Source organism: Halomonas sp. TG39a (assembly GCF_000744395.1).
Taxonomy (GTDB): domain Bacteria; phylum Pseudomonadota; class Gammaproteobacteria; order Pseudomonadales; family Halomonadaceae; genus Vreelandella; species Vreelandella ventosae_B.
Map to the genome: position 1 here is coordinate 1908881 of NZ_JQLV01000001.1, position 19433 is coordinate 1928313.

Consider the following 19433-nt stretch of genomic DNA (forward strand, 5'->3'; position numbering starts at 1 on the left):
GTAGTCTAGCCACTGCCGAAATCGGCAGGCAACCCCAGGAAGTTCTGAATAATGAAAAAGTGGTCTTCAAACAAGCTGTCGGGCTCAAGGTCGGCAAGCGCTACCCAGCGTGCATGATCGCCGCCTTTCACGGGCTTTAAGCGCGGCAACTGCTGATCAGGGCGTAGCGCAAAGTAGAAAGCTTCTGCCAAGGTGCGACCACGCCAACTGCGATGGGGCTCATCAAACAGGCGTTGACCACGCAGCGAGCCTTTGAGCACCGGTTCGGGAACCTTCAAGCGGATGCGCTCGCGAAGTTCGCGCAAACAGGCGTCCAGCAGTCGCTCGTGAGGGTTAATAAATCCCCCTGGCAGGGCATAAAGGCCTTTTCCCGGTGCCGCGGTGCGCCGCACCAGCAGCACATGGCCAGACTGTACTACCACCGCATTGACCGTGACAAAAATAGGTGGATAAGGCGCGTGAGCCCATGCCTGACGGTACTGATCCAATAATTGCTGCTCTTCCAGCAGTCGTTGATAGGCGCGCTCATTGCAAAAGTGTTTGACGCTCGCCACAACGCCCGGCGGTAAATCGTGATACGCACCGGTACTCAGGTAATCATCCGTTGAGCTAGGAGAGCGAAACAGGCGCTCGCGTATTTGACTGGCTGAAATCCCCTCCACCGACGGAACGCTGACCGACTCCCACTGAGGAAACAGTGACAAGTAGTAGCTTGATTGGCCTCGACTGGCTCCAATCAAGCCAATGCGCGGTAGGCGGGCATTGGCAGGCGCAGCTAAATCTCGCACCTTGCGCTGCACGTCGCGCACCCACACGTCGTCGTTATAGAGTGCATCAAGTAGCGGGGTAATTTCCAAACGTTGATTATCGGTGTCGTCAAAGCCCGCGCGCAGCATGGCTTGACGCTCATCGAAGCGCCAGGGGTTACGCAGTGAGCGTGCTTGCCACGAAGAGCCTACCAGCACAATCACTTGCCGTGCGCGTTTAAGCGCCTCACGGATTATCGCCAGGTGCCCCAGGTGCGGTGGCTGAAAACGGCCAATGAACACCAAACAGTCGAAGTCGAAGTTGCAGGCGGTCACGGGGCGCGAAGTGTCAGTGGCCATCCAAGCTTCCTTTTGGGTGTGGTGATCTCAAAGATGCAACGTACCAGAAAACTGCGCTAAACGCTGTGGTTAGGTATGCTAGAAAAAAATAGGCTATTGATAACGTTTGTAAAACGCCTCGATATCCAGCACCGGCACCCGGTACACAGGGAGTGAACATGATCAAACGCACTGCTATCTTTTGGTGGAAAGTAGTCCAAGACGCCACGTCACTATGGTTGGAGCGCAATGCCTTTAGCTACGCTGGCTCGCTAGCGTTCTATACACTTTTCTCACTGGCGCCTACGATCATTATTGCCGTCACAGTGATCGGGGTTGTTATGGGTGAAGAGGCGGCTCAAGGGCAGATTGTTGCTCAGTTGCAAGGTACCTTGGGGGTGGACGCAGCGGTCGCTATTCAAGAAGCCGTCGCTCAGTCGAGAATTGAAGAGTCCGGTATTTTGCCAACACTATTAGGCGTGGGGGCGCTGGTGATCGGGGCGACAACGGTGTTTGCCCAGATGCAGTTCTCGCTTAATACCATTTGGGGGGTAACGGCAAAGCCTACCTCTAATAGTGCTTTACGATTTATTAAAAGTCGCTTGCTATCACTAACGGTGGTGCTCTCTATTGGGTTTATATTACTGGTCTCACTGGTGATGGGCGTCGTGCTGCGAGGCATGTTGCAAGCAGCCGATAATTTAGTTCCCTATGCCAGCTTGTTAACGACATCCGTAGAGTCGCTGATCTCGCTGGGCGTTGTCACCTTGCTGTTTGCCACCATTTTTAAAGTCCTGCCTGACGTAGTGCTACGCTGGCAGGATGTGCTGATTGGCGCTGTTGTAACCGCCGTGTTGTTTACCCTAGGCCGCAGCGTGATTGCGATTTATCTAGCCTATACGGCAACAGCATCCACGTATGGCGCCGCCGGGTCAGTGGTAATGATTCTACTCTGGGTCTATTACAGTTCGCTTATTCTTTTGTTTGGAGCAGCGTTTACCCGTTCATTGCTGCTGCGCCGTGGGCGCCCGCTTATCCCGCGCAATAGTGCCGTGGTTGTCAAACGCGAGTTTGTTTAGCATTTTGCTAAGAAGTGAAAGCTAAGGAGGAGAGTATGAGCGATTGCTGTGTACGTGCTCTAGTGACCGGTAAGGTGCAGGGTGTTTGGTATCGCCGTGCTACTCAAGAGAAAGCCCTTCAACATAGCATCACCGGCTACGCCAAGAACTTGCCCGATGGCCGGGTTGAAGTATTGATGTGCGGCCACTCTGATGCGGTCAAGCTGCTGAGTGAGTGGCTATGGCAGGGCTCAGAGGGGGCGCGGGTTACCCACGTCGAACTCGACGTACTGGATGGTTGCCACGCCCCGGATCACTTTGCGACCCAGTGATGTTAAGAGGCTTTCCAATGGGCAATATTGTTCGCCGTTAGGCTGACAATATTCTGGCGTGCCTCTGGGGTGATCCAGGCATTGTGAGGGGTGACGATTAAGTTGAGTGGCTCGCTGAGCGCATCCAGCAGCGGGTGGCCATCTCTGGGCGGCTCGGCGGGCAGAACATCAACCCCTAATCCACCTAGTTTGCCACTGCGTAGCGCTGCCAGCGCGGCTACTTCATCAATCACACCGCCGCGGGCGCAGTTCAATAGTATCAGCGACGGTTTGGCGCGCGCTAAACGCTCGCGATTGATCAGGTGCTTGGTAGCCTCGCTTAGCGGGCAGTGCAAGCTGATCACATCTGCATCGGGTAACAGATCATCCAGGGCAGGGCGCTTATCATTCGTTTCATTACCGGGACGGGCGGCAAAGGTGACCTGCATGCCAAAAGCCTCCGCCAAGCGTGCTACTTCAGTGCCAAGCTCACCTTGCCCGACCATCACTAACTGTTTGCCTGACAGCTGGAGTGTTGGGTAGTCCTGCAGACAGAAGAAAGCACTGCGCTGCCACTCGCCTGCGGCGACATCGCGTTGGTAGAGGGGAAGGCGATTGGCTAATGTCAGCATTAGCATCATGGTGTGCTGGGAAACGCTGGCGGTGCCGTAAGCCGCAACGTTTTTTACTGTAATGTTCTGCTGTTTTGCGGTTTCAAGATCAATGTTATTGAGGCCTGTTGCCAATACGCATATCAGCCGCAGGTTGGGTAGCTGTTGCAAGGTCTCGGCATCCAGCACCACCTTGTTCACAATCGCTATGTCTGCACCGGCCAGGCGCTCCCGCGCTTGCTGGGTCGTGCTTTGCTCAAACACCTCCAGGTGTGTGACCGACTCTCGGATAGCGTCTAAATTGATCTCCGGGCCGAGGCTTTCTGCATCCAGTATCACCGCATGGGGCATTTTCTTCTCTCCATTAACTGCCTGGGGCTGTATAACCTTGCTCGCCAGGGGGCACAAAAGGGTATAATGGTGGCGCTTTATCAACCGCAGCCTTGGAATTTACCCCGACTGGCCACATATTGCAGCCTGGCAGCGTTTGTGTTCGCCATTGTTCTTTTTCTTTCAGAACTGAGCCTTCAGAGCTGGGTTATTAAAAACTGGGTCATTCAGAGCTTAGTCTTTAAAAACTTAGCTTTAAGAACCAGGCTTGTTAGGGTTGAGCTTATTAGGAGTCATTAAGATGCCCATCTATGAATATGAGTGCAAGGCCTGCGGCCATCGCATGGAAAAATTGCAGAAAATTAGCGCCGATCCTCTCAAGGATTGTCCTGCATGCCAAAGCGATGGCTTGGAACGGCTTGTCTCGGCCGCGGGTTTCCGTCTGGCCGGCGGCGGTTGGTACGAAACCGATTTCAAAACGGGTAGCAAAAAGAACCTCGTCGCTGATGGCAAAACTGCCTCTGCAGATGCCGGAAAATCCAGCGATTCCAGCGCTACCGCTAAGAGCATTACTCCCAAAGACAAGGGCGCCGCGGCATAGCCGCGGCAATCAGGGTCGAAACGACCCGCGACACTTACATTGCCACGCAACAGAACAGGATTTGACATGCGCAGCCATTATTGCGGCCAGCTGAACGAAACTTTGGTGGATCAAACGGTTACGGTATGCGGATGGGTTCATCGCCGCCGTGACCACGGTGGGGTAATTTTCCTCGATATGCGCGATCGCGATGGTATCGCTCAATTCGTGGTTGATCCTGATACCGCCGAGGCGTTCGCTAATGCCGACCGTGCCCGCAGTGAATTTGTCCTGCGTATTACTGGTCGCGTTCGGCTGCGCCCAGAAGGCACTCAAAACCCCAACATGCCGACGGGCATGATTGAGGTGTTGGCAAAAGATGTCGAAGTCCTCAACACCGCTGTTACCCCGCCATTCCAGTTGGACGAGCATAACAAAGTGGGTGAAGAGGTGCGCTTAAAGCATCGCTACATCGACCTGCGTCGCCCGGATATGATTGAGAAGCTGCGGCTGCGCTCGCGTATTTCTCACAACGTGCGGGCGTATCTCGAAAACCAGGGCTTCCTGGATATCGAAACGCCGGTACTCACTCGCGCCACGCCAGAAGGTGCTCGGGATTACCTGGTGCCCAGCCGTACCCACGCGGGTAGTTTCTTTGCGCTGCCCCAGTCACCGCAGCTGTTTAAGCAGCTATTGATGGTGGCGGGTTTTGACCGTTACTACCAAATTGCCAAGTGCTTTCGCGATGAAGACCTGCGCGCCGACCGTCAGCCTGAGTTTACCCAGATTGATATCGAGGCGTCGTTTGTGGAAGAGAGCGACATCATGGGCATTACTGAAGCCATGATTCGTCAGCTTTTCCAGGACGTACTAAAAGCTGAACTGCCTGAGTTTCCCCGCATGACCTGGCAGGAAGCGATGGATCGTTTCGGTTCCGACAAGCCGGATCTACGTATCCCGCTGGAACTGACCGATGTGGACGACCTGATGCAGCAGGTTGACTTCAAAGTCTTCTCTGGCCCCGCTAGCGCAGATGATGGTCGCGTCGCGGCATTGAAAGTACCCGGCGGTGCCAAGCTGTCGCGTAAAGAGATTGATGAATATACCAAGTTTGTTGGCATCTACGGTGCCAAAGGCTTGGCGTGGATTAAGGTCAACGAGCGTGCCAAAGGGCTTGAAGGTCTGCAGTCACCGATCGTCAAGTTTATGGAAAACATCGTTGAAGAGCTGCTCGACCGCGTGGGCGCAGAAGATGGTGACATTATCTTCTTCGGTGCCGATAAAGCGCGTATTGTCAACGAAGCCATTGGCGCGCTGCGCGTTAAGCTGGGTGCTGACCTTGAACTCTACACCCAGGAGTGGGCGCCGCTGTGGGTGGTCGACTTCCCGATGTTTGAAGCCGACGATAATGGTCGCCTGAGCCCGCTGCACCACCCCTTTACCGCGCCTTCCTGTACGCCGGAAGAGCTGAAGGCAGATCCTGCCAATGCGCTTTCCCGCGCTTACGACATGGTGCTCAACGGGACCGAGTTGGGCGGCGGCTCTATTCGTATCCACGACCAAACCATGCAGAGTACAGTGTTTGAGATTCTAGGCATTGGTGAAGAAGAAGCCCAAGAGAAATTCGGCTTCCTGCTGGATGCGCTGCAGTACGGTGCGCCCCCCCATGGTGGCTTAGCTTTTGGCTTGGATCGCCTGGTAATGCTGATGGTTGGTGCTAAGACGATTCGTGAAGTGATCGCCTTCCCGAAAACCCAGAGCGCTGCCTGTTTGATGACCAACGCGCCGGGCGAAGTCAGCCCCGAGCAGTTGAAAGATTTGAACATTCGCCTGCGCCAAAAAGCTAAAGCAGAAACAGCCGCCGAATAAGTCGGTTGGTTGACTGCCTAACACCGACGCTACGGCGTCGGTGTTTTTATAGGTTAATGCTATGGATGCAACACCGCCCGCCGTACCTATCCGCATTTTAGGCATTGACCCAGGGTCCCGGGTGACTGGCTATGGGGTGATTGATGTGGTCGGGGTTAAACCTTGCTATGTAGCGAGTGGCTGTATTCGTACCGCGGAAGGGGCGTTAGAGCAGCGCTTGGCGCAAATCTACGCCGGTTTAAGTGAAGTCGTCGGTTTGCATCGGCCCAGCGAGGTCGCTATTGAGCGGGTCTTTATGGCCAAAAACCCTGATTCAGCGCTGAAGCTTGGTCAGGCTCGCGGTGCGGCCATGGTGTGCATGGCCAACCATGGTTTAAGCCTGGCTGAATACGCTGCGCGTCAAATTAAACAGGCAGTTACCGGTCAGGGCGGCGCGGATAAAGAGCAGGTGCAGCATATGGTTACCGCGATACTGCAGCTCTCTGCTACTCCTCAAGCCGACGCTGCGGATGCGTTAGCCATTGCGCTAACCCATGCCTATAACGGCCACGCCTTTAGCGGCCAGGGTCTACCCGCCGCACCATCTCGGGGACGGCGTCGCTCCACTGGCCGCTGGCGGCTTTAAATGACGCTTAGACAATGTGCCCATAGCCGTGTCTGAGGGCAGATTGAAGCGAGGGTCTTTTGACCAGGGCCGGAAAGTGTTCCCAACAATTTCGGCATTTCCGCCATCCATGGCGGTCAGATGGCGAAAGTAGCGCCCTCGCGGAAATCTGGCCTCACCACTCACCTTGAACTACTGGTCACCTGTACAGAGTCGCTTTATAGTAATCATCTGTTTTTCACTCTTTTTCACCCCTGTGCGAGCGAATTTATGATTGGACGTCTGAGTGGCCAGCTAGTGGCGAAGCAACCACCCTGGATTGTGATTGATGTTCACGGTGTAGGTTATGAGCTGGAAACCTCAATGAATACCCTGGTCGCGCTCCCGGCGGTGAACGAGAGCGTTTCATTATTCACTCATCTGACCATTCGTGATGATGCACACCTACTGTATGGGTTTGGTCGTGAGCACGAGCGTGCACTGTTCCGCGCCTTGATCAAGGTCAATGGCGTAGGGCCCAAGCTGGCACTGGCCATCCTGTCAGGTATGGACGAAGACGCCTTTATGCGCTGCGTGCGTGATGACGACAGTAAAGCGCTGACAACGCTGCCAGGGGTGGGTAAGAAAACCGCTGAGCGGCTGATAATTGAAATGCGAGACCGTTTTCCAGAATGGGAAGACGGCAGCAACGCGCTACTCCCCCTTGAAGCAACCAATGGCCGTGCCTCTGCCCGCAATAATCTTGCCGATGCGGAAGCCGCTTTGGTTAGCTTGGGGTATAAACTGACTGAGGCGTCGAAAATGCTCGCCGACATCGACCCCAATCAGTCCACCGAAGCACTGATCAAAGCCGCCCTTACCCAGCGCATGAGTTGCTAACCAGACAGTGATATAAGTCCGATGTTGCGGATAACGAGTAGACCTTTTGCAATCGCCATAAAGAAGAGCACCTATGCTAGAACACGATCGGCTGATCGCCGCAGAGCCTGAACAGGGTGAGGGGCGCATTGATTACGCTATTCGTCCTAAGCGGCTGGATGACTATATTGGCCAGCCGCGTGTACGGGAACAGTTGGAAATCTTTATTGGTGCTGCCCGGCAGCGCGAAGAGAGTCTGGATCACACCCTGGTATTCGGCCCCCCAGGGTTAGGTAAAACGACCCTCGCGCATATTATTGCCACTGAGATGGGGGTCGGTATGAAATCGACTTCCGGCCCAGTGCTCGAGCGGGCCGGCGATTTAGCCGCCATGTTGACTAATTTAGAGCCTGGCGACGTACTGTTTATTGACGAAATTCATCGGCTGTCGCCGGTAGTTGAAGAAGTGCTCTATCCTGCCATGGAAGATTTTCAGCTCGATATCATGATTGGTGAAGGGCCTGCAGCACGTTCGATTAAGCTGGACCTTCCCCGCTTTACCCTGGTGGGCGCGACTACCCGGGCAGGATTATTAACCTCTCCACTGCGTGATCGGTTTGGTATCGTTCAGCGGCTTGAGTTTTATAATCTTGAAGAATTAACGGAAATTGTTTCGCGTTCAGCGCGTTTGTTAGGGGTTGAGACCAGCCACGATGGCGCCATTGAAATAGCCCGACGCTCCCGCGGCACGCCGCGAATAGCCAACCGGTTGCTACGCCGGGTGCGCGATTATGCCGAAATGAAAGGTAACGGCGTCGTCGATGTGGCCATGGCTGATGCCGCCCTTAATATGCTTAATGTGGATCACCACGGTTTGGATCATATGGATCGACGGCTGCTACTGGCCATGATCGATAAATTTGATGGCGGGCCGGTGGGCATTGACTCGCTCGCCGCTGCCATCAGCGAAGAGCGTGACACTATCGAAGATGTGATTGAGCCCTATCTTATTCAACAAGGCTTGATGATGCGCACCCCTCGTGGGCGGGTGGTTACCCGTCAAGCGTGGCTGCACTTTGAGCGTGTGCCCCACGAACAGGCAACCGACATGGAAGGAGAGCGCCGTCCGTGAGCCGTTACATAAGCGAAGGCTACCGACTGCCGCTGCGTGTTTATATGGAAGATACTGACGCGGGAGGTATTGTCTACTACGTTAACTACTTGAAGTTTATGGAGCGTGCGCGCAGCGAATGGCTCCGCCAGTTGGGCCTGGATCAGCAAACGCTGCTAGACGAAGGTACACAGCTAGTGGTATACCGCTTGGCCTGTCACTATGCGAAACCGGCTTGTTTAGACGATGCGTTGGAAATTAGCGCCAACGTTAGCGATGTTGGGCGCTGTCGGATGACATTTGAACAGCAGGTTTGGCGTGCTGAGGAACTCCTTTGCTCTGCCACAGTCGAGATAGCCTGCTTGAGCACCGAGCGTTTGCGACCCAAAGCATGGCCAGCAGCGCTTAACGTTTTGACCCGGGCCTCTTAACCAAGAGGTCATTCACTGTGTCGGCAATACCGACCCTAATAGATTGATGAGGGCACCTGTGAACGATAACACCATGTCCATTCCCCATTTGATAATGAATGCCAGTACGGTAGTGCAACTGGTAATGCTACTACTGCTGGTGGGGTCGATCCTCTCTTGGGTAGTGATTTTTCAGCGCAGTATTGCGCTGGGCCGTGCCAAGAAAGAGTACAACCAATTTGAGGAATCTTTTTGGTCAGGTGTCGACTTAAACGAGCTCTACCGTGAGATCCCTACTGATGACCCGCGCCACGGCGCCGAGCATATTTTTCAAGCCGGTTTTCGCGAATTTAACCGTTTGATGCCTAAAACCCGCGACCCGGATACCGTGCTGGAAGGTGTGCAGCGCAGTATGCGCGTGGCGTGGTCGCGGGAAGAGGATCGCTTAACCCAACACTTGGTCTTTCTTGCCACAGTGGCCTCTGCGAGCCCCTATATCGGCCTATTCGGCACCGTGTGGGGCATCATGGGCTCGTTTCAGGCCCTATCGCTCACCCAGCAAGCCACTCTTGCCACGGTGGCTCCTTGGATTGCCGAAGCGCTAATCGCAACGGCCATGGGGCTATTTGCGGCGATTCCTGCGGTGATTTTCTATAACCGCCTGTCCAACTCATCCTCTCGTCTGCTGGGCAAATACGAAGACTTTGCCGAAGAGTTTCACGCGATCCTGCACCGCAATTTGCAAGGTCGTGACGGCAAACCGAGCGCCAGCTAAGGGAGAGAGCCATGCAAGGACCGTTCAATCGCAGTAATAAAAGCAAGCCGATGGGGGAGATTAACGTCGTCCCTTTTATCGACGTCATGCTGGTACTGCTAGTGGTTTTTATGATCACCGCGCCGATGTTGACCCAGGGCGTACAAGTAGAGTTGCCGCAAGTCACCTCCCAACCCATTGAGACCCAGGAAGATAATGATCCCATCGTTATCTCGGTGGACAGCGACGGGGGCTACTTCATCACGCTGGGAGAAGACTCCACATCGGTTACCCTGGACGAGATGTCCCAGCGGGTGACGACGATTCTTGAGCGCCGTCCGGGTACACCGGTCATGGTGCGCGGTGACCGTAATGTGGCCTATGGGCAGATTGTCGTCTTGATGAGTACCCTGCAAGGCGCCGGTGTGGCTAATGTGGGGCTGCTTTCCGAGCCGCCGCAAGATGGGTAAGGGTAAGCTGCACATGGCACCGAAAGCCCCGCGCGATCCTCAAGATGTCGGCTATAAATGGCCGACTGTGCTGGCGATAGGCGTGCACGTCGCGATTGTAGCGTTTAGCTTGATCAGCCTGCCTAGTCGAGACGCAGAGCCCGATAGCTCCTCGATTGTTCAGGCGACACTGGTCAGTACCGAAACGTTTACCGATCAGGCTCAGCAGGCCACAGAAGAGCAAGCGGCATTGAATGCGCCCGCCGAAGCCCCTACCGAGCCGGAAGAGTCTTCAGCTAGTGAGGAGCCTTCAGCCAGTGAACAGCAGGCTGCTGCCGAGCAGCAAGCAGCAGAAGAGGCCGCCCAGCAGGCGGCGGAAGCTGAAGAGCAAGCATTAGAAGAAGCGCGTGCTACTGCAGAGGCTGAAGCCCAGCGCAGAGCAGAAGAGGCGGCTGAGCAGGCTGAACAGCAAGCGGCCGAAACAGCTGAACGTGAAGCCGAAGCGGAAGCTGCCGCACAGCGCCAACGTGAAGTGGAAGAGGCGCAGCGCCAGCAGGAAGCCACAGAGCAACAGCAACGCGAAGAGGCCGAAGCAGAACGCCAGCGCGAAGCGGAAGAGCAACAGCGCCGGGAAGCGGAAGAAGCTGAACGTCAGCGTGAAGCGGCAGAACAGCAGCAGCGCGAAGAAGCAGAAGCCGAACGCCAGCGTGAAGCTGAAGAGCAGCGTCTTCGTGAGCAAGAGGAGGCTCAACGGGAGCGCGAGGCTGAGGCGCAGCGACAACGTGAAGCTGAAGAGCAGCAACGTCGTGAAGCGGAGGCAGAGCGTCAACGTCAAGCGGAAGCAGCCGCAGAGGCAGCCATGCAGCGCCAGCTTGAAGGGGAAGCCGAAGCAGCTGCCAATGCCCAACAAGCGGAGCAGGCTGCGAATAATTTTAGTAACTTAATGAAACGCGCCATTGAACAAGCCTGGATAATTCCCGGCGGATCAAGTGATAGTATGCGGGCTTCTGTGAATGTGCGCCTGGGGCCGTCAGGGGAGGTATTATTAGTAAACGTAACATCATCAAGTGGCGATAGTGCCTTTGATCAATCAATTGTTCAGGCGGTTGAGCAAGCGGCACCGTTTTCTGAGCTACTACAATTGTCAGAAGATCAACAGCGCGAAGTCCGACGCAATATCACTTTGAACTTTTCCCCAGGGGGAGTCCGTTGATGCAAACTCAAGTGTTAAAGAAATTTTGGTTATTTTGCTTGCTGATCACTTTTAGCAGTGTGGCAAGTGCTAACTTAACCATTGAAATCACGCGAGGCAGCGATCAAGCACTGCCGATAGGTGTTGTGCCATTCGCAGGCTCAGACGGCCTGCCTGAAGATGTTGCACAGATTGTTCAAGATGATCTTGAGCGCAGTGGATACTTTGACCCATTGGCGCGCGGCGATATGTTTGAGCAGCCTAGCGAGTCCGGCGACGTTGAGTTCGGCACTTGGCGTTCGCTAGACGTGCGCTATTTGGTGGTAGGTACGGCCGAACAGACGGATGGCGGCTTTGAGCTGCAGTTTGAGCTAATGGATATTAGCGGCCAACGCCGGATGATGGGTGAAACCGTCACCGTCAGGGGCAATGATCTGCGCGGTGCTGCTCACTACATCAGCGACCAAATCTTTGAAGAGATTACCGATATTCGTGGTGCCTTCTCGACCAAGATTGCTTACGTCACGGCCCAGGGTATAGGGGACGACATGCAGTTTGGCCTGTACGTTGCCGACGCCGATGGTCGCCGTAGCGAGCAGGTGTTGACCTCTGACGAACCGATCATGTCACCGGCGTGGTCGCCAGATGGCACTAAGCTCGCCTATGTCTCATTTGAAACTGAGCGTCCTGCTATTTACATCCAAGATGTAGCGACTGGCCAGCGCGTGCAAGCAACCTCGTTCGAAGGCATTAACGGCGCGCCAGCGTGGTCACCCGACGGGCGGCGTATCGCTATGTCGCTGTCTAAAGATGGTCAGCCTGAAATTTATATTATGGATGTCGGCAGCCGTTCTGTAGAGCGCATTACTAATAACAACAGCATCGATACGGAACCCGCATGGGCACCGGATGGACGCAGCCTGCTGTTTACCTCGGATCGTAGCGGTGGCCCCCAGCTCTATCAATATGCATTGGGTGGTGGCGAGGCCCAACGGCTGACGTTTACCGGAAACTACAACGCTCGCGGTCGCTACTCACCCGAGGGCGAGCAGATATTCCTGATCCACCGTTCTAGCCGTGGCTATCAAGTAGCGAGGCAAGATCTAAGCGGCGACCGCTTGGTAGTATTAAGTGAATCAACAAGAGATGAATCTCCTAGTGTTGCGCCGAACGGGACCATGGTAATCTTCGCTACCCAGCAGGGTAACAGTGGGGTGCTAAGTGCTGTTTCTGCCGATGGCCGTTCATCATTCAGGCTGCCATCAGCACAAGGCGATGTTCGTGATCCAGCTTGGTCACCCTTCTTAAATTGATTAACATTGAAATTTTAGTTTTCAGGCAAGGAGTCTGATTATGCAACTTAAACCGTTGGCTCGCTCATTAGCAGCAGCGCTATCTATCGTAGTAATCGCTGGCTGTTCCAGCACCGGCGGAACCCAAGACGGTGACTCGTACGGTAGCCAGGATGGCAGCACGACCGGTTCCAGCACCTCAGGTACAGGCACGGGCAGTCAGTATGGTTCCACTTCTGGTTCAGGCGCTGGTCAGCAGGCTGATTCACGCATTCCAGAAGTACGCACGATCTATTTCGATTACGATCGCGATACGATTAAAAGCGAGTACGAGTCTGTGGTCATGGCTCATGCGCGCTATTTACGTGCCAACCCTAATGCCCAGGTGGTTCTCCACGGGCATACGGATGAGCGCGGTACCCGTGAATACAACATGGCGCTGGGTGAGCGTCGTGCCGGTGCAGTAGAGCGCTTCCTGAATATTCAAGGCGTCTCTTCTTCACAAATGAGCGTTGTTAGCTATGGCGAAGAGCGTCCAGCCGTTAATGGCCAAGACGAGAGCGCCTACGCTCAGAACCGTCGCGTCGTATTTAACTACTGATGAATCCGGCGTGCGGCTAACCGCACGCCGTTTACGTCTCCGGAGTCATCATGAATTACAGTCTCAAGCGTTACGTTGAGAGGCTGTGCGGTGCGGGAGCCTTAGTGCTCCCGCTGTCCGTATTGCCCCTAACGGCCATCGCCCAACAGCCGCTCGTTCAAGACCTTTCCAACGATTCCAACAGCAGCTTCTATCAGCAGACGCAGCGTCAGGAAGCGTCCAGTGGCAATCTTGTACTGTTTAACCAAGTACAGGAGCACCAGCAGGAAATCCAGCAGCTACGTGGTCAGATTGAAGAGTTACGTCACCAGTTGGAGCAGTTGCGTCGCCAGTCGCAGCAGCAATATCTCGATATTGAAGATCGTCTGATGAGCAGCGGTCCAACCCAGATTGAGCAGTCCACCCCAGCGGTAGAGCCTGAAGCTGCCGAGGAAGTGGTCAATGCACCCTCAAGTCGCAATGTCAGTGAGGATGCCCAGGCCGACTATCAAGCGGCTTTTGCGCATGTTCAGGCGCGCCGTTTTGACGAAGCGATTGCGGCCTTTGAAGCTTTTGTTAGCGACCACCCTGATACTAGTCTAACGGCTAATGGTCACTACTGGCTCGGTGAACTATATGCTGCAGAGGGCGAGCTGGATGCTGCTGATCAAGCGTTTAGCCGTGTAATCGATGAGTATAGCGGCAGCAGTAAAGTGCCGGATGCGATCTATAAGCTAGGCTTGGTGAAAGCGCGTAAAGGCGAAGCAGAGCGAAGTAGAGAGCTGCTTGAGCAAGTACGTGATGACTACCCGCAAAGCAGTGCCGCGGGCCTTGCCAATGACTTTTTACGTCAATCAGCAAGTTAATATTTTTTGCTCTTTTTTTGCTTCAGGGAATCACCATGAGCTGCAAGATCGACTATCAACCAGCGCCCAACCTGTTGGAAAATCGCATCGTGTTGGTAACCGGCGCAGGGGACGGCATTGGCCGTGCCGCGGCATTAAGCTATGCCCAGCACGGGGCCACTGTGATTCTATTGGGGCGTACCATTGCCAAGCTAGAGCGCGTTTACGATGAAATCGAAGCGGCCGGAGGCCCCCAGCCTGCGATTTTTCCGCTCAACTTTGAAGGCGCCACGCTCAAAGATTTTCATGAGATGGCGGAAACCTTGGATAAAGAGTTTGGCCGCTTGGATGGCTTACTGCATAACGCCGGACTGTTAGGTCGCATCACGCCCTTTGAGCAGTATAACCCTGAGCTTTGGCAGCAGGTGATGCAGGTGAATATTAACGGGCCTATCTGGATGACCCAGGCGCTATTGCCACTGCTACAAGCGTCTGAGGATGCTTCGGTGATTTTTACCTCATCAAGCGTTGGCCGCAAAGGTCGCGCCTACTGGGGCGCTTACTCTGTGTCTAAGTTCGCCACCGAAGGGTTTGTTGAGGTATTGGCCGACGAGCTGGATAACCAACCCAATATCCGGGTTAATTCGCTCAACCCAGGGGCAACGCGTACCCAAATGCGGCGTACCGCGTTTCCCGGCGAAGATCCTTTAGCGCTACGCACCCCGGAAGACATCATGCCTACCTACTTATGGCTGATGGGGCGCGACAGTACAGGCACGAGCGGCCAAAAGTTTGATGCCCAGCCGCCCAGGGTATAAACACTCAAATGTCGATGTGCTCGGCGGCTAGCGTTTAAACGCCCCGAGGGCATCGACGAGTGCCTCGCACTCTGCAAACCATAAATCGGCAGGCCACTGCTGGTAGTCATCCTCTTCGCTGATATAGCCATAGCCCACCGCTACGGCGGTCATGCCTGCAGCGATGGCGGCTTCGATATCCCGCGCATGATCGCCGATATACCAGCACTGTGCAGGCTCAACGCCTAGGCGGCGAGCAGCCTCCCAAAGTGGCTCAGGTGCTGGCTTTTTCACGTTTAGATCATCTGCACACAGCAGCGCACCGGGCTGAAGAGCCAAGGCTTCCAGCAGTGGTAAGGTATAGCGGCGCGGTTTGTTGGTCACAATTCCCCAGGGACGCTGGTCGCCATGCCACTCCTTCAGCCATACATCGAGTGGTGAGAAAACCCGACTGTGAACGGCAACTGCCTGCTCATAGGCGTCAAGCAAAAACTGACGCGCTTGAGAATGCCCGTCTGATGTGGATTCTAACCCCAGTGCCAGGGTGACCAGGGCACTACCGCCGTTAGAGACCTGGCGACGAATGACTTCAAAAGGGAGCGGGGCTAAGCCATGATGAACACGCAGCGCATTGGTTGCTTGAGCTAAGTCGGGAGCGGTGTCGACCAGGGTGCCGTCTAGATCGAAGAGTATCGCTTGAGGCGCTTGGATCGGCATTTATTCACTCACCTTGCGGCAGTACATCATGTAGTTAACCGAAACGTCATGGCTAACCAAGCGGTAGTGGCGGGTTAACGGGTTATAGGTAAGACCTGTCTGCTCACGTACTTCCAAGCCACTGTCGCGAGACCAGGCGGCCATTTCTGAAGGGCGAATAAATTTTGCATAGTTATGCGTGCCCCGGGGCAGCAGTCTAAGCACGTACTCGGCCCCTAAAATGGCGAAAGCGTAAGACTTGGCGGTGCGATTTAGCGTAGAGAAAAATACATAGCCACCTGGGCGAACCAGGGCACTGCAGGCACGAATGACAGATGCCGGGTCGGGCACGTGCTCAAGCATTTCCATGCAGGTCACCGCATCGTAAAAACCGGGCTTTTGAACCGCCATGGCTTCTACGCTGATGTGCTGATAATCAACCTCAACGCCACGCTCTTCCGCATGTAGCCTGGCTACTGCTAACGGTGCTTCACCAAGATCAATACCGGTGACGTTAGCCCCTCGCTTAGCCATCGATTCGCTTAAAATACCGCCGCCACAGCCCACATCAAGCACCTTTTTACCCGCCAGGCCTGCCCGGGCATCGATGAAGTCGAGGCGCAAAGGGTTTATCTCATGGAGCGGTTTAAATTCACCCTGCGGATCCCACCAGCGGCTAGCGAGTGCTTCAAATTTAGCGACTTCGGCTGCATCGACGTTGCCTTGATAGTGACCAGCAGTGCTATCCTGTGGTGTCGCTTGCATGTTGTGACTCCCATTGTCATTGAGTATTAAGCAAAAAGTTGACGCCTAATCACTGGTTATTAACCATTAACACTCGTTATCGTCCATTGGCGAGGTGGCATCCATCCGCGCCTTCAGTATTATGGACATTCTAACCACTCCTGTGTCGGAACGCATGAAAAGGACCTCTCTATGATTCGCAAGGCCGTACTTCCTGTCGCTGGGTTTGGCACTCGCTGCTTGCCTGCATCTAAGGCCATTCCCAAGGAGATGATTACGATTGTCGATAGGCCCGTCATTCAATATGTGGTCGAAGAGGCGATTGCCGCAGGCATTCGTGAAATTGTACTGGTCACCAGTAGCAATAAAAGCGCGATTGAAAACCACTTCGATACCCACGCCGAGCTGGAAGCTAGCCTGGAAGCGAAAGGTAAGCACGAGCTTTTGGAGATGCTGCGCAACCTGGTGCCGGATAACGTTAGCATTATCAGTATTCGCCAGGGTGTACCGCTAGGACTGGGGCATGCGGTGCTATGTGCTCGCCCGATCATTGGCGACGACGAACCTTTTGCGGTGCTGCTTCCCGATGTGTTGGTCGATAATAGTGCCAATTCAGCAACGGATTTAGCCGGTATGTTAGCGGCGTATGATCAGCAGCAAACGGCGCAGCTGATGGTGGAAGAGGTGGCTTGGGAACAAGTTGAAAAATATGGCATCGTGGCGCCAGCCGGTGACGTGCCCGCACCGAATCAGTCGGCAGATTTAGTGGGTATGGTGGAAAAGCCTAAGCGCGATGCCGCGCCCTCAAATCTGGCGGTGATTGGTCGTTACGCGCTGCCAGGGAATATTTTCTCCATTTTAGAAGCTACGCCGCCGGGCGCCGGGGGTGAAATACAGCTCACCGATGCGCTGGAAACATTGCGCGAGCAGTCGGGCGTTCAGGCCTACCGTATGCAGGGCACTACCTACGATTGTGGCCAACCGCTGGGTTACCTTGAAGCGACGCTTGCTTATGCTCGTCGTCATCCCGAGTTTGGCGAGGGTTTCAAAGCCCTGCTATCACGTTACCACCAAGGAGAGTAACCCATGCGGGTGTTACTTTACGGTAGCGAATTAAGCGCGGCGACAGCGGCGGCGGCGTTGGCCTGGGTGGGACATCAGGTGCAGTGGTTACCGCACGCTGATGCCCCCTGGTCCGCACTTTCCCAGGTGGACTGGCTACGCAGCGAACCCCTTCTGATGGCACATCTGGAACAAGGCTTGGCGGAGGGGACGCTTCAAGTCATAGAACAGCTTCAGGAGGCTGCCACACCTGAAGTGATTTGGCTGGCGTTATCTCCCGCGCAGCGCAATTCGGCGAGTGCTCTGGTTGAAGATCCGCTGTTAGCTGAGCAGCAGGGCATTGTGCTTATCAATAACTCAACGTTTCCGGTCGGCGAAACCGAGCGCCTGCATGCCCTGATGGGAGCACAACACACCAGTGTGGCGCTTCCCGATACGCTGGAAGAGGGCCGCGCGTGGGACTCTTTTACTCGCCCCACCAGGCGTCTGCTGGGTTGTGATGATGCAACGGGAGAGCAGGTCACCAGAGAGCTGTTACGCGCGTTTAATCGCCGCAGCGAAGTATTTCAGTGTATGCCACGCCGCGCGGCAGAGCTCACTAAGCTGGCCATTAACGGCATGCTCGCTACGCGCATCAGTTATATGAATGAAATTGCTGGCTTGGCTGATACCCTGGGGGTAGATGTTGAACATGTTCGACAGGGAATGGGCGCCGACTCACGCATCGGTTTTGAGTACCTCTACCCAGGGTGTGGCTTTGGCGGGCCGAATTTCTCCCGGGATTTGATGCGCCTGGCCGATGTTCAACTGCAAAGTGGCCGTTACTCCGCGCTGCTTGAGCAGGTGATGGATATTAACGAGCAGAAAAAAGAGACCCTGTTTCGCAAGCTGTGGGCTCACTTTGCTGGCGAAATGGCGGGTAAAACCGTGGCGATTTGGGGGGCTGCGTTTAAGCCCGGCACTGCACGTATTGACCATGCGCCGGTATTAACGCTGCTCGAGGCGCTATGGGCGCAGGGTATTAAGGTTCAGCTCCATGACCCCGCGGCGGTGCCTGCTCTGCGCGCCTTGGTAGGCGAGCGCGACGACCTGCGCACCTATACTCATGACCCCTATCAAGCCTGTGAAGGGGCCGATGTGCTGATGCTGGTGACCGAATGGAAAACGTATTGGAACCCTGACTGGCACCGGCTCGGTTCGCTATTAAACGCTAAACTCGTATTAGATGGGCGCAATATTTACGATCCCGAGTTTGTTGCCAGCTGTGGATTAATGTACCGAGGTATTGGCCGTCGTGCCGACCCGAAGACTCTTTGAGGAAATGTCATGCCAGACGCCACCGGATCCTCTCGTATCGTGCCCGATGTGGATCAAAGCTTGACGGCGCAACACTTGCGCCACCGAAAGGGGCCCACCCTATGGCCGCTATGGTTATGTTTGCTACTGATCATTGCGCTATTGGGCGCCTCGGCGGCAGGACTTTGGTACGAGCGTGAACGACTGTTAGCTGAGCTGCACCGAGTGAGTGGAGAGGTTTCCAATGTGCATGCTCGCCTGGATTCGGATGACACTGACGTACAAGATACGATAACCTTTGTACAAGCTCAGATGTCGACGCTTTTCCAAGAGCAGGAGCAGCTCTCTATGTCGTTGGCCACTACCCGCGAAGAGTTATACAGTTTGCTCACCACTAACGAGGATATGGTTTCCAGTGATTCGATCAATACGCTGATGCAACAGTTGACCCAGCTCAGGGAACAGGCCGAGTCGCGCGACGGACAGCTCATGGCGATGCGGGAATCTCTCGATGCATTGGAACAAACGGGTACATCCGGTCGTCAAAACCTTGTGGAGGAAGTGTCCCACCTGGAGCAATTGACCGAACAGCGTCTCTCGGTACTGGATAGTCAGATCAACGATGTTAGCAGTGACTGGGAAGAGCAGCTGTCAGCGCAAAGAACCGCGATAGAGGCTCGTTTTGATGAGCTGGAAACATCTTTTTCAGCGTCACTGGCGGAGGTAGAAGCGCCGGCGGATCAAGAGGCCTTGGAAGCATTGGAGCAAGAGTGGGCTCAACGCCTAAATTCGCTAGAAAGCGATGTGCGCCAAGTACGCCAAGCACAGCTTGCCTTCAGTGCTCAGCTAGAAATGTTGCGTTAATAAGCTGTGTTGCGTCGTAAGTATGAGAGTGACTG

Annotated in this window: 22 protein-coding genes; 18 read left to right on the top strand and 4 right to left on the bottom strand. The window is 54.8% G+C overall.

Features of this window, described 5'->3' with window-relative positions; all coding sequences use genetic code 11:
• Nucleotides 1-5 precede the first annotated feature (5 nt).
• A complete protein-coding gene (locus U738_RS08430; RefSeq protein ID WP_035579234.1) occupies nt 6-1106 on the bottom strand; it encodes a bifunctional nicotinamide-nucleotide adenylyltransferase/Nudix hydroxylase in 1101 nt (366 codons plus the stop codon).
• Between the two features lie 158 nt (nt 1107-1264).
• On the opposite strand from U738_RS08430, the gene U738_RS08435 reads away from it, so the two are divergent.
• Together U738_RS08435 and U738_RS08440 are read left to right on the top strand one after the other, a co-directional pair.
• The gene (locus tag U738_RS08435; protein ID WP_035579237.1) at nt 1265-2164 is read left to right on the top strand and encodes a YihY/virulence factor BrkB family protein; all 900 of its coding nucleotides are present in this window, start codon (nt 1265-1267) and stop codon (nt 2162-2164) included.
• A gap of 35 nt (nt 2165-2199) precedes the next feature.
• Complete coding sequence (locus tag U738_RS08440) at nt 2200-2475, top strand: acylphosphatase (protein WP_035579239.1); 276 nt, start codon at nt 2200-2202, stop codon at nt 2473-2475.
• Between the two features lie 2 nt (nt 2476-2477).
• Here U738_RS08440 and U738_RS08445 read toward each other — a convergent pair whose 3' ends face one another.
• Nucleotides 2478-3416 carry a D-2-hydroxyacid dehydrogenase gene (locus U738_RS08445; RefSeq protein WP_035579241.1) on the bottom strand — a complete coding sequence of 313 codons (939 nt, stop codon included), beginning with the start codon at nt 3414-3416 and terminating at the stop codon, nt 2478-2480.
• A gap of 280 nt (nt 3417-3696) precedes the next feature.
• Here U738_RS08445 and U738_RS08450 point away from each other — a divergent pair, with 280 nt between their 5' ends.
• The 13 genes from U738_RS08450 to U738_RS08510 all read left to right on the top strand — a co-directional run bounded on the left by U738_RS08450 (nt 3697) and on the right by U738_RS08510 (nt 14757).
• Complete coding sequence (locus U738_RS08450) at nt 3697-3996, top strand: FmdB family zinc ribbon protein (RefSeq protein ID WP_035579243.1); 300 nt, start codon at nt 3697-3699, stop codon at nt 3994-3996.
• Between the two features lie 66 nt (nt 3997-4062).
• Nucleotides 4063-5844, top strand: coding sequence for an aspartate--tRNA ligase (gene aspS, locus U738_RS08455; RefSeq protein ID WP_035579245.1), 1782 nt, complete (start codon nt 4063-4065; stop codon nt 5842-5844).
• Between the two features lie 61 nt (nt 5845-5905).
• Nucleotides 5906-6469 carry a crossover junction endodeoxyribonuclease RuvC gene (ruvC, locus tag U738_RS08460; RefSeq protein ID WP_035579248.1) on the top strand — a complete coding sequence of 188 codons (564 nt, stop codon included), beginning with the start codon at nt 5906-5908 and terminating at the stop codon, nt 6467-6469.
• A gap of 249 nt (nt 6470-6718) precedes the next feature.
• A complete protein-coding gene (gene ruvA, locus U738_RS08465) occupies nt 6719-7327 on the top strand; it encodes a Holliday junction branch migration protein RuvA (RefSeq protein WP_035583352.1) in 609 nt (202 codons plus the stop codon).
• A gap of 73 nt (nt 7328-7400) precedes the next feature.
• Complete coding sequence (gene ruvB / locus U738_RS08470; protein ID WP_035579250.1) at nt 7401-8438, top strand: Holliday junction branch migration DNA helicase RuvB; 1038 nt, start codon at nt 7401-7403, stop codon at nt 8436-8438.
• Nucleotides 8435-8848 (top strand): tol-pal system-associated acyl-CoA thioesterase, encoded by a 414-nt coding sequence (gene ybgC / locus U738_RS08475; protein WP_269449296.1) that lies wholly within the window; start codon nt 8435-8437, stop codon nt 8846-8848. The genes ruvB and ybgC overlap by 4 nt, the downstream gene beginning before the upstream one ends.
• Nucleotides 8849-8906: 58 nt before the next feature.
• Nucleotides 8907-9602: a protein TolQ gene (gene tolQ, locus U738_RS08480; protein ID WP_035579252.1), complete on the top strand. Its 696-nt coding sequence runs from the start codon at nt 8907-8909 to the stop codon at nt 9600-9602.
• Between the two features lie 11 nt (nt 9603-9613).
• Nucleotides 9614-10051 carry a protein TolR gene (tolR, locus tag U738_RS08485; protein ID WP_035579254.1) on the top strand — a complete coding sequence of 146 codons (438 nt, stop codon included), beginning with the start codon at nt 9614-9616 and terminating at the stop codon, nt 10049-10051.
• 13 nt (nt 10052-10064) lie between these two features.
• Complete coding sequence (tolA, locus tag U738_RS08490; RefSeq protein ID WP_035583356.1) at nt 10065-11243, top strand: cell envelope integrity protein TolA; 1179 nt, start codon at nt 10065-10067, stop codon at nt 11241-11243.
• Nucleotides 11243-12535 carry a Tol-Pal system beta propeller repeat protein TolB gene (gene tolB, locus U738_RS08495; RefSeq protein WP_035579256.1) on the top strand — a complete coding sequence of 431 codons (1293 nt, stop codon included), beginning with the start codon at nt 11243-11245 and terminating at the stop codon, nt 12533-12535. The genes tolA and tolB overlap by 1 nt, the downstream gene beginning before the upstream one ends.
• A gap of 40 nt (nt 12536-12575) precedes the next feature.
• On the top strand, nt 12576-13115 hold the full coding sequence (gene pal, locus U738_RS08500) for a peptidoglycan-associated lipoprotein Pal (RefSeq protein WP_035579258.1): 540 nt from the start codon (nt 12576-12578) through the stop codon (nt 13113-13115).
• 50 nt (nt 13116-13165) lie between these two features.
• Nucleotides 13166-13960 carry a tol-pal system protein YbgF gene (gene ybgF, locus U738_RS08505; RefSeq protein WP_035579261.1) on the top strand — a complete coding sequence of 265 codons (795 nt, stop codon included), beginning with the start codon at nt 13166-13168 and terminating at the stop codon, nt 13958-13960.
• A 35-nt stretch (nt 13961-13995) separates the two neighbouring features.
• Nucleotides 13996-14757 carry a YciK family oxidoreductase gene (locus U738_RS08510; protein ID WP_035579263.1) on the top strand — a complete coding sequence of 254 codons (762 nt, stop codon included), beginning with the start codon at nt 13996-13998 and terminating at the stop codon, nt 14755-14757.
• A 27-nt stretch (nt 14758-14784) separates the two neighbouring features.
• Here U738_RS08510 and U738_RS08515 read toward each other — a convergent pair whose 3' ends face one another.
• Together U738_RS08515 and ubiG are read right to left on the bottom strand one after the other, a co-directional pair.
• On the bottom strand, nt 14785-15453 hold the full coding sequence (locus U738_RS08515) for an HAD-IA family hydrolase (protein WP_035579264.1): 669 nt from the start codon (nt 15451-15453) through the stop codon (nt 14785-14787).
• Nucleotides 15454-16197 carry a bifunctional 2-polyprenyl-6-hydroxyphenol methylase/3-demethylubiquinol 3-O-methyltransferase UbiG gene (gene ubiG / locus U738_RS08520; RefSeq protein ID WP_035579266.1) on the bottom strand — a complete coding sequence of 248 codons (744 nt, stop codon included), beginning with the start codon at nt 16195-16197 and terminating at the stop codon, nt 15454-15456.
• A 171-nt stretch (nt 16198-16368) separates the two neighbouring features.
• Here ubiG and galU point away from each other — a divergent pair, with 171 nt between their 5' ends.
• Genes galU through U738_RS08535 form a run of 3 tightly spaced genes read left to right on the top strand, consistent with a single transcriptional unit; the run spans nt 16369 to nt 19398 of the window.
• Entirely contained in the window at nt 16369-17259 is an 891-nt protein-coding gene (gene galU, locus U738_RS08525) for a UTP--glucose-1-phosphate uridylyltransferase GalU (RefSeq protein WP_035579268.1), read from the top strand.
• Between the two features lie 3 nt (nt 17260-17262).
• Nucleotides 17263-18555: a nucleotide sugar dehydrogenase gene (locus U738_RS08530; RefSeq protein ID WP_035579270.1), complete on the top strand. Its 1293-nt coding sequence runs from the start codon at nt 17263-17265 to the stop codon at nt 18553-18555.
• Nucleotides 18556-18564: 9 nt separating this feature from the next.
• Nucleotides 18565-19398, top strand: a complete 834-nt coding sequence (locus tag U738_RS08535) for a hypothetical protein (RefSeq protein ID WP_035579273.1) — start codon at nt 18565-18567, stop codon at nt 19396-19398.
• The last annotated feature ends 35 nt before the right edge of the window (nt 19399-19433 follow it).

Excerpts from the sequence above, each read along its gene's own strand:
- U738_RS08430 (WP_035579234.1), bottom strand. The coding sequence starts at position 1,106 with ATGGCCACTGACACTTCGCGCCCCGTGACCGCCTGCAACTTCGACTTC.
- U738_RS08435 (WP_035579237.1), top strand. The coding sequence starts at position 1,265 with ATGATCAAACGCACTGCTATCTTTTGGTGGAAAGTAGTCCAAGACGCC.
- U738_RS08440 (WP_035579239.1), top strand. The coding sequence starts at position 2,200 with ATGAGCGATTGCTGTGTACGTGCTCTAGTGACCGGTAAGGTGCAGGGT.
- U738_RS08445 (WP_035579241.1), bottom strand. The coding sequence starts at position 3,416 with ATGCCCCATGCGGTGATACTGGATGCAGAAAGCCTCGGCCCGGAGATC.
- U738_RS08450 (WP_035579243.1), top strand. The coding sequence starts at position 3,697 with ATGCCCATCTATGAATATGAGTGCAAGGCCTGCGGCCATCGCATGGAA.
- aspS (WP_035579245.1), top strand. The coding sequence starts at position 4,063 with ATGCGCAGCCATTATTGCGGCCAGCTGAACGAAACTTTGGTGGATCAA.
- ruvC (WP_035579248.1), top strand. The coding sequence starts at position 5,906 with ATGGATGCAACACCGCCCGCCGTACCTATCCGCATTTTAGGCATTGAC.
- ruvA (WP_035583352.1), top strand. The coding sequence starts at position 6,719 with ATGATTGGACGTCTGAGTGGCCAGCTAGTGGCGAAGCAACCACCCTGG.
- ruvB (WP_035579250.1), top strand. The coding sequence starts at position 7,401 with ATGCTAGAACACGATCGGCTGATCGCCGCAGAGCCTGAACAGGGTGAG.
- tolR (WP_035579254.1), top strand. The coding sequence starts at position 9,614 with ATGCAAGGACCGTTCAATCGCAGTAATAAAAGCAAGCCGATGGGGGAG.
- tolA (WP_035583356.1), top strand. The coding sequence starts at position 10,065 with ATGGCACCGAAAGCCCCGCGCGATCCTCAAGATGTCGGCTATAAATGG.
- tolB (WP_035579256.1), top strand. The coding sequence starts at position 11,243 with ATGCAAACTCAAGTGTTAAAGAAATTTTGGTTATTTTGCTTGCTGATC.
- pal (WP_035579258.1), top strand. The coding sequence starts at position 12,576 with ATGCAACTTAAACCGTTGGCTCGCTCATTAGCAGCAGCGCTATCTATC.
- ybgF (WP_035579261.1), top strand. The coding sequence starts at position 13,166 with ATGAATTACAGTCTCAAGCGTTACGTTGAGAGGCTGTGCGGTGCGGGA.
- U738_RS08510 (WP_035579263.1), top strand. The coding sequence starts at position 13,996 with ATGAGCTGCAAGATCGACTATCAACCAGCGCCCAACCTGTTGGAAAAT.
- U738_RS08515 (WP_035579264.1), bottom strand. The coding sequence starts at position 15,453 with ATGCCGATCCAAGCGCCTCAAGCGATACTCTTCGATCTAGACGGCACC.
- ubiG (WP_035579266.1), bottom strand. The coding sequence starts at position 16,197 with ATGCAAGCGACACCACAGGATAGCACTGCTGGTCACTATCAAGGCAAC.
- galU (WP_035579268.1), top strand. The coding sequence starts at position 16,369 with ATGATTCGCAAGGCCGTACTTCCTGTCGCTGGGTTTGGCACTCGCTGC.
- U738_RS08530 (WP_035579270.1), top strand. The coding sequence starts at position 17,263 with ATGCGGGTGTTACTTTACGGTAGCGAATTAAGCGCGGCGACAGCGGCG.
- U738_RS08535 (WP_035579273.1), top strand. The coding sequence starts at position 18,565 with ATGCCAGACGCCACCGGATCCTCTCGTATCGTGCCCGATGTGGATCAA.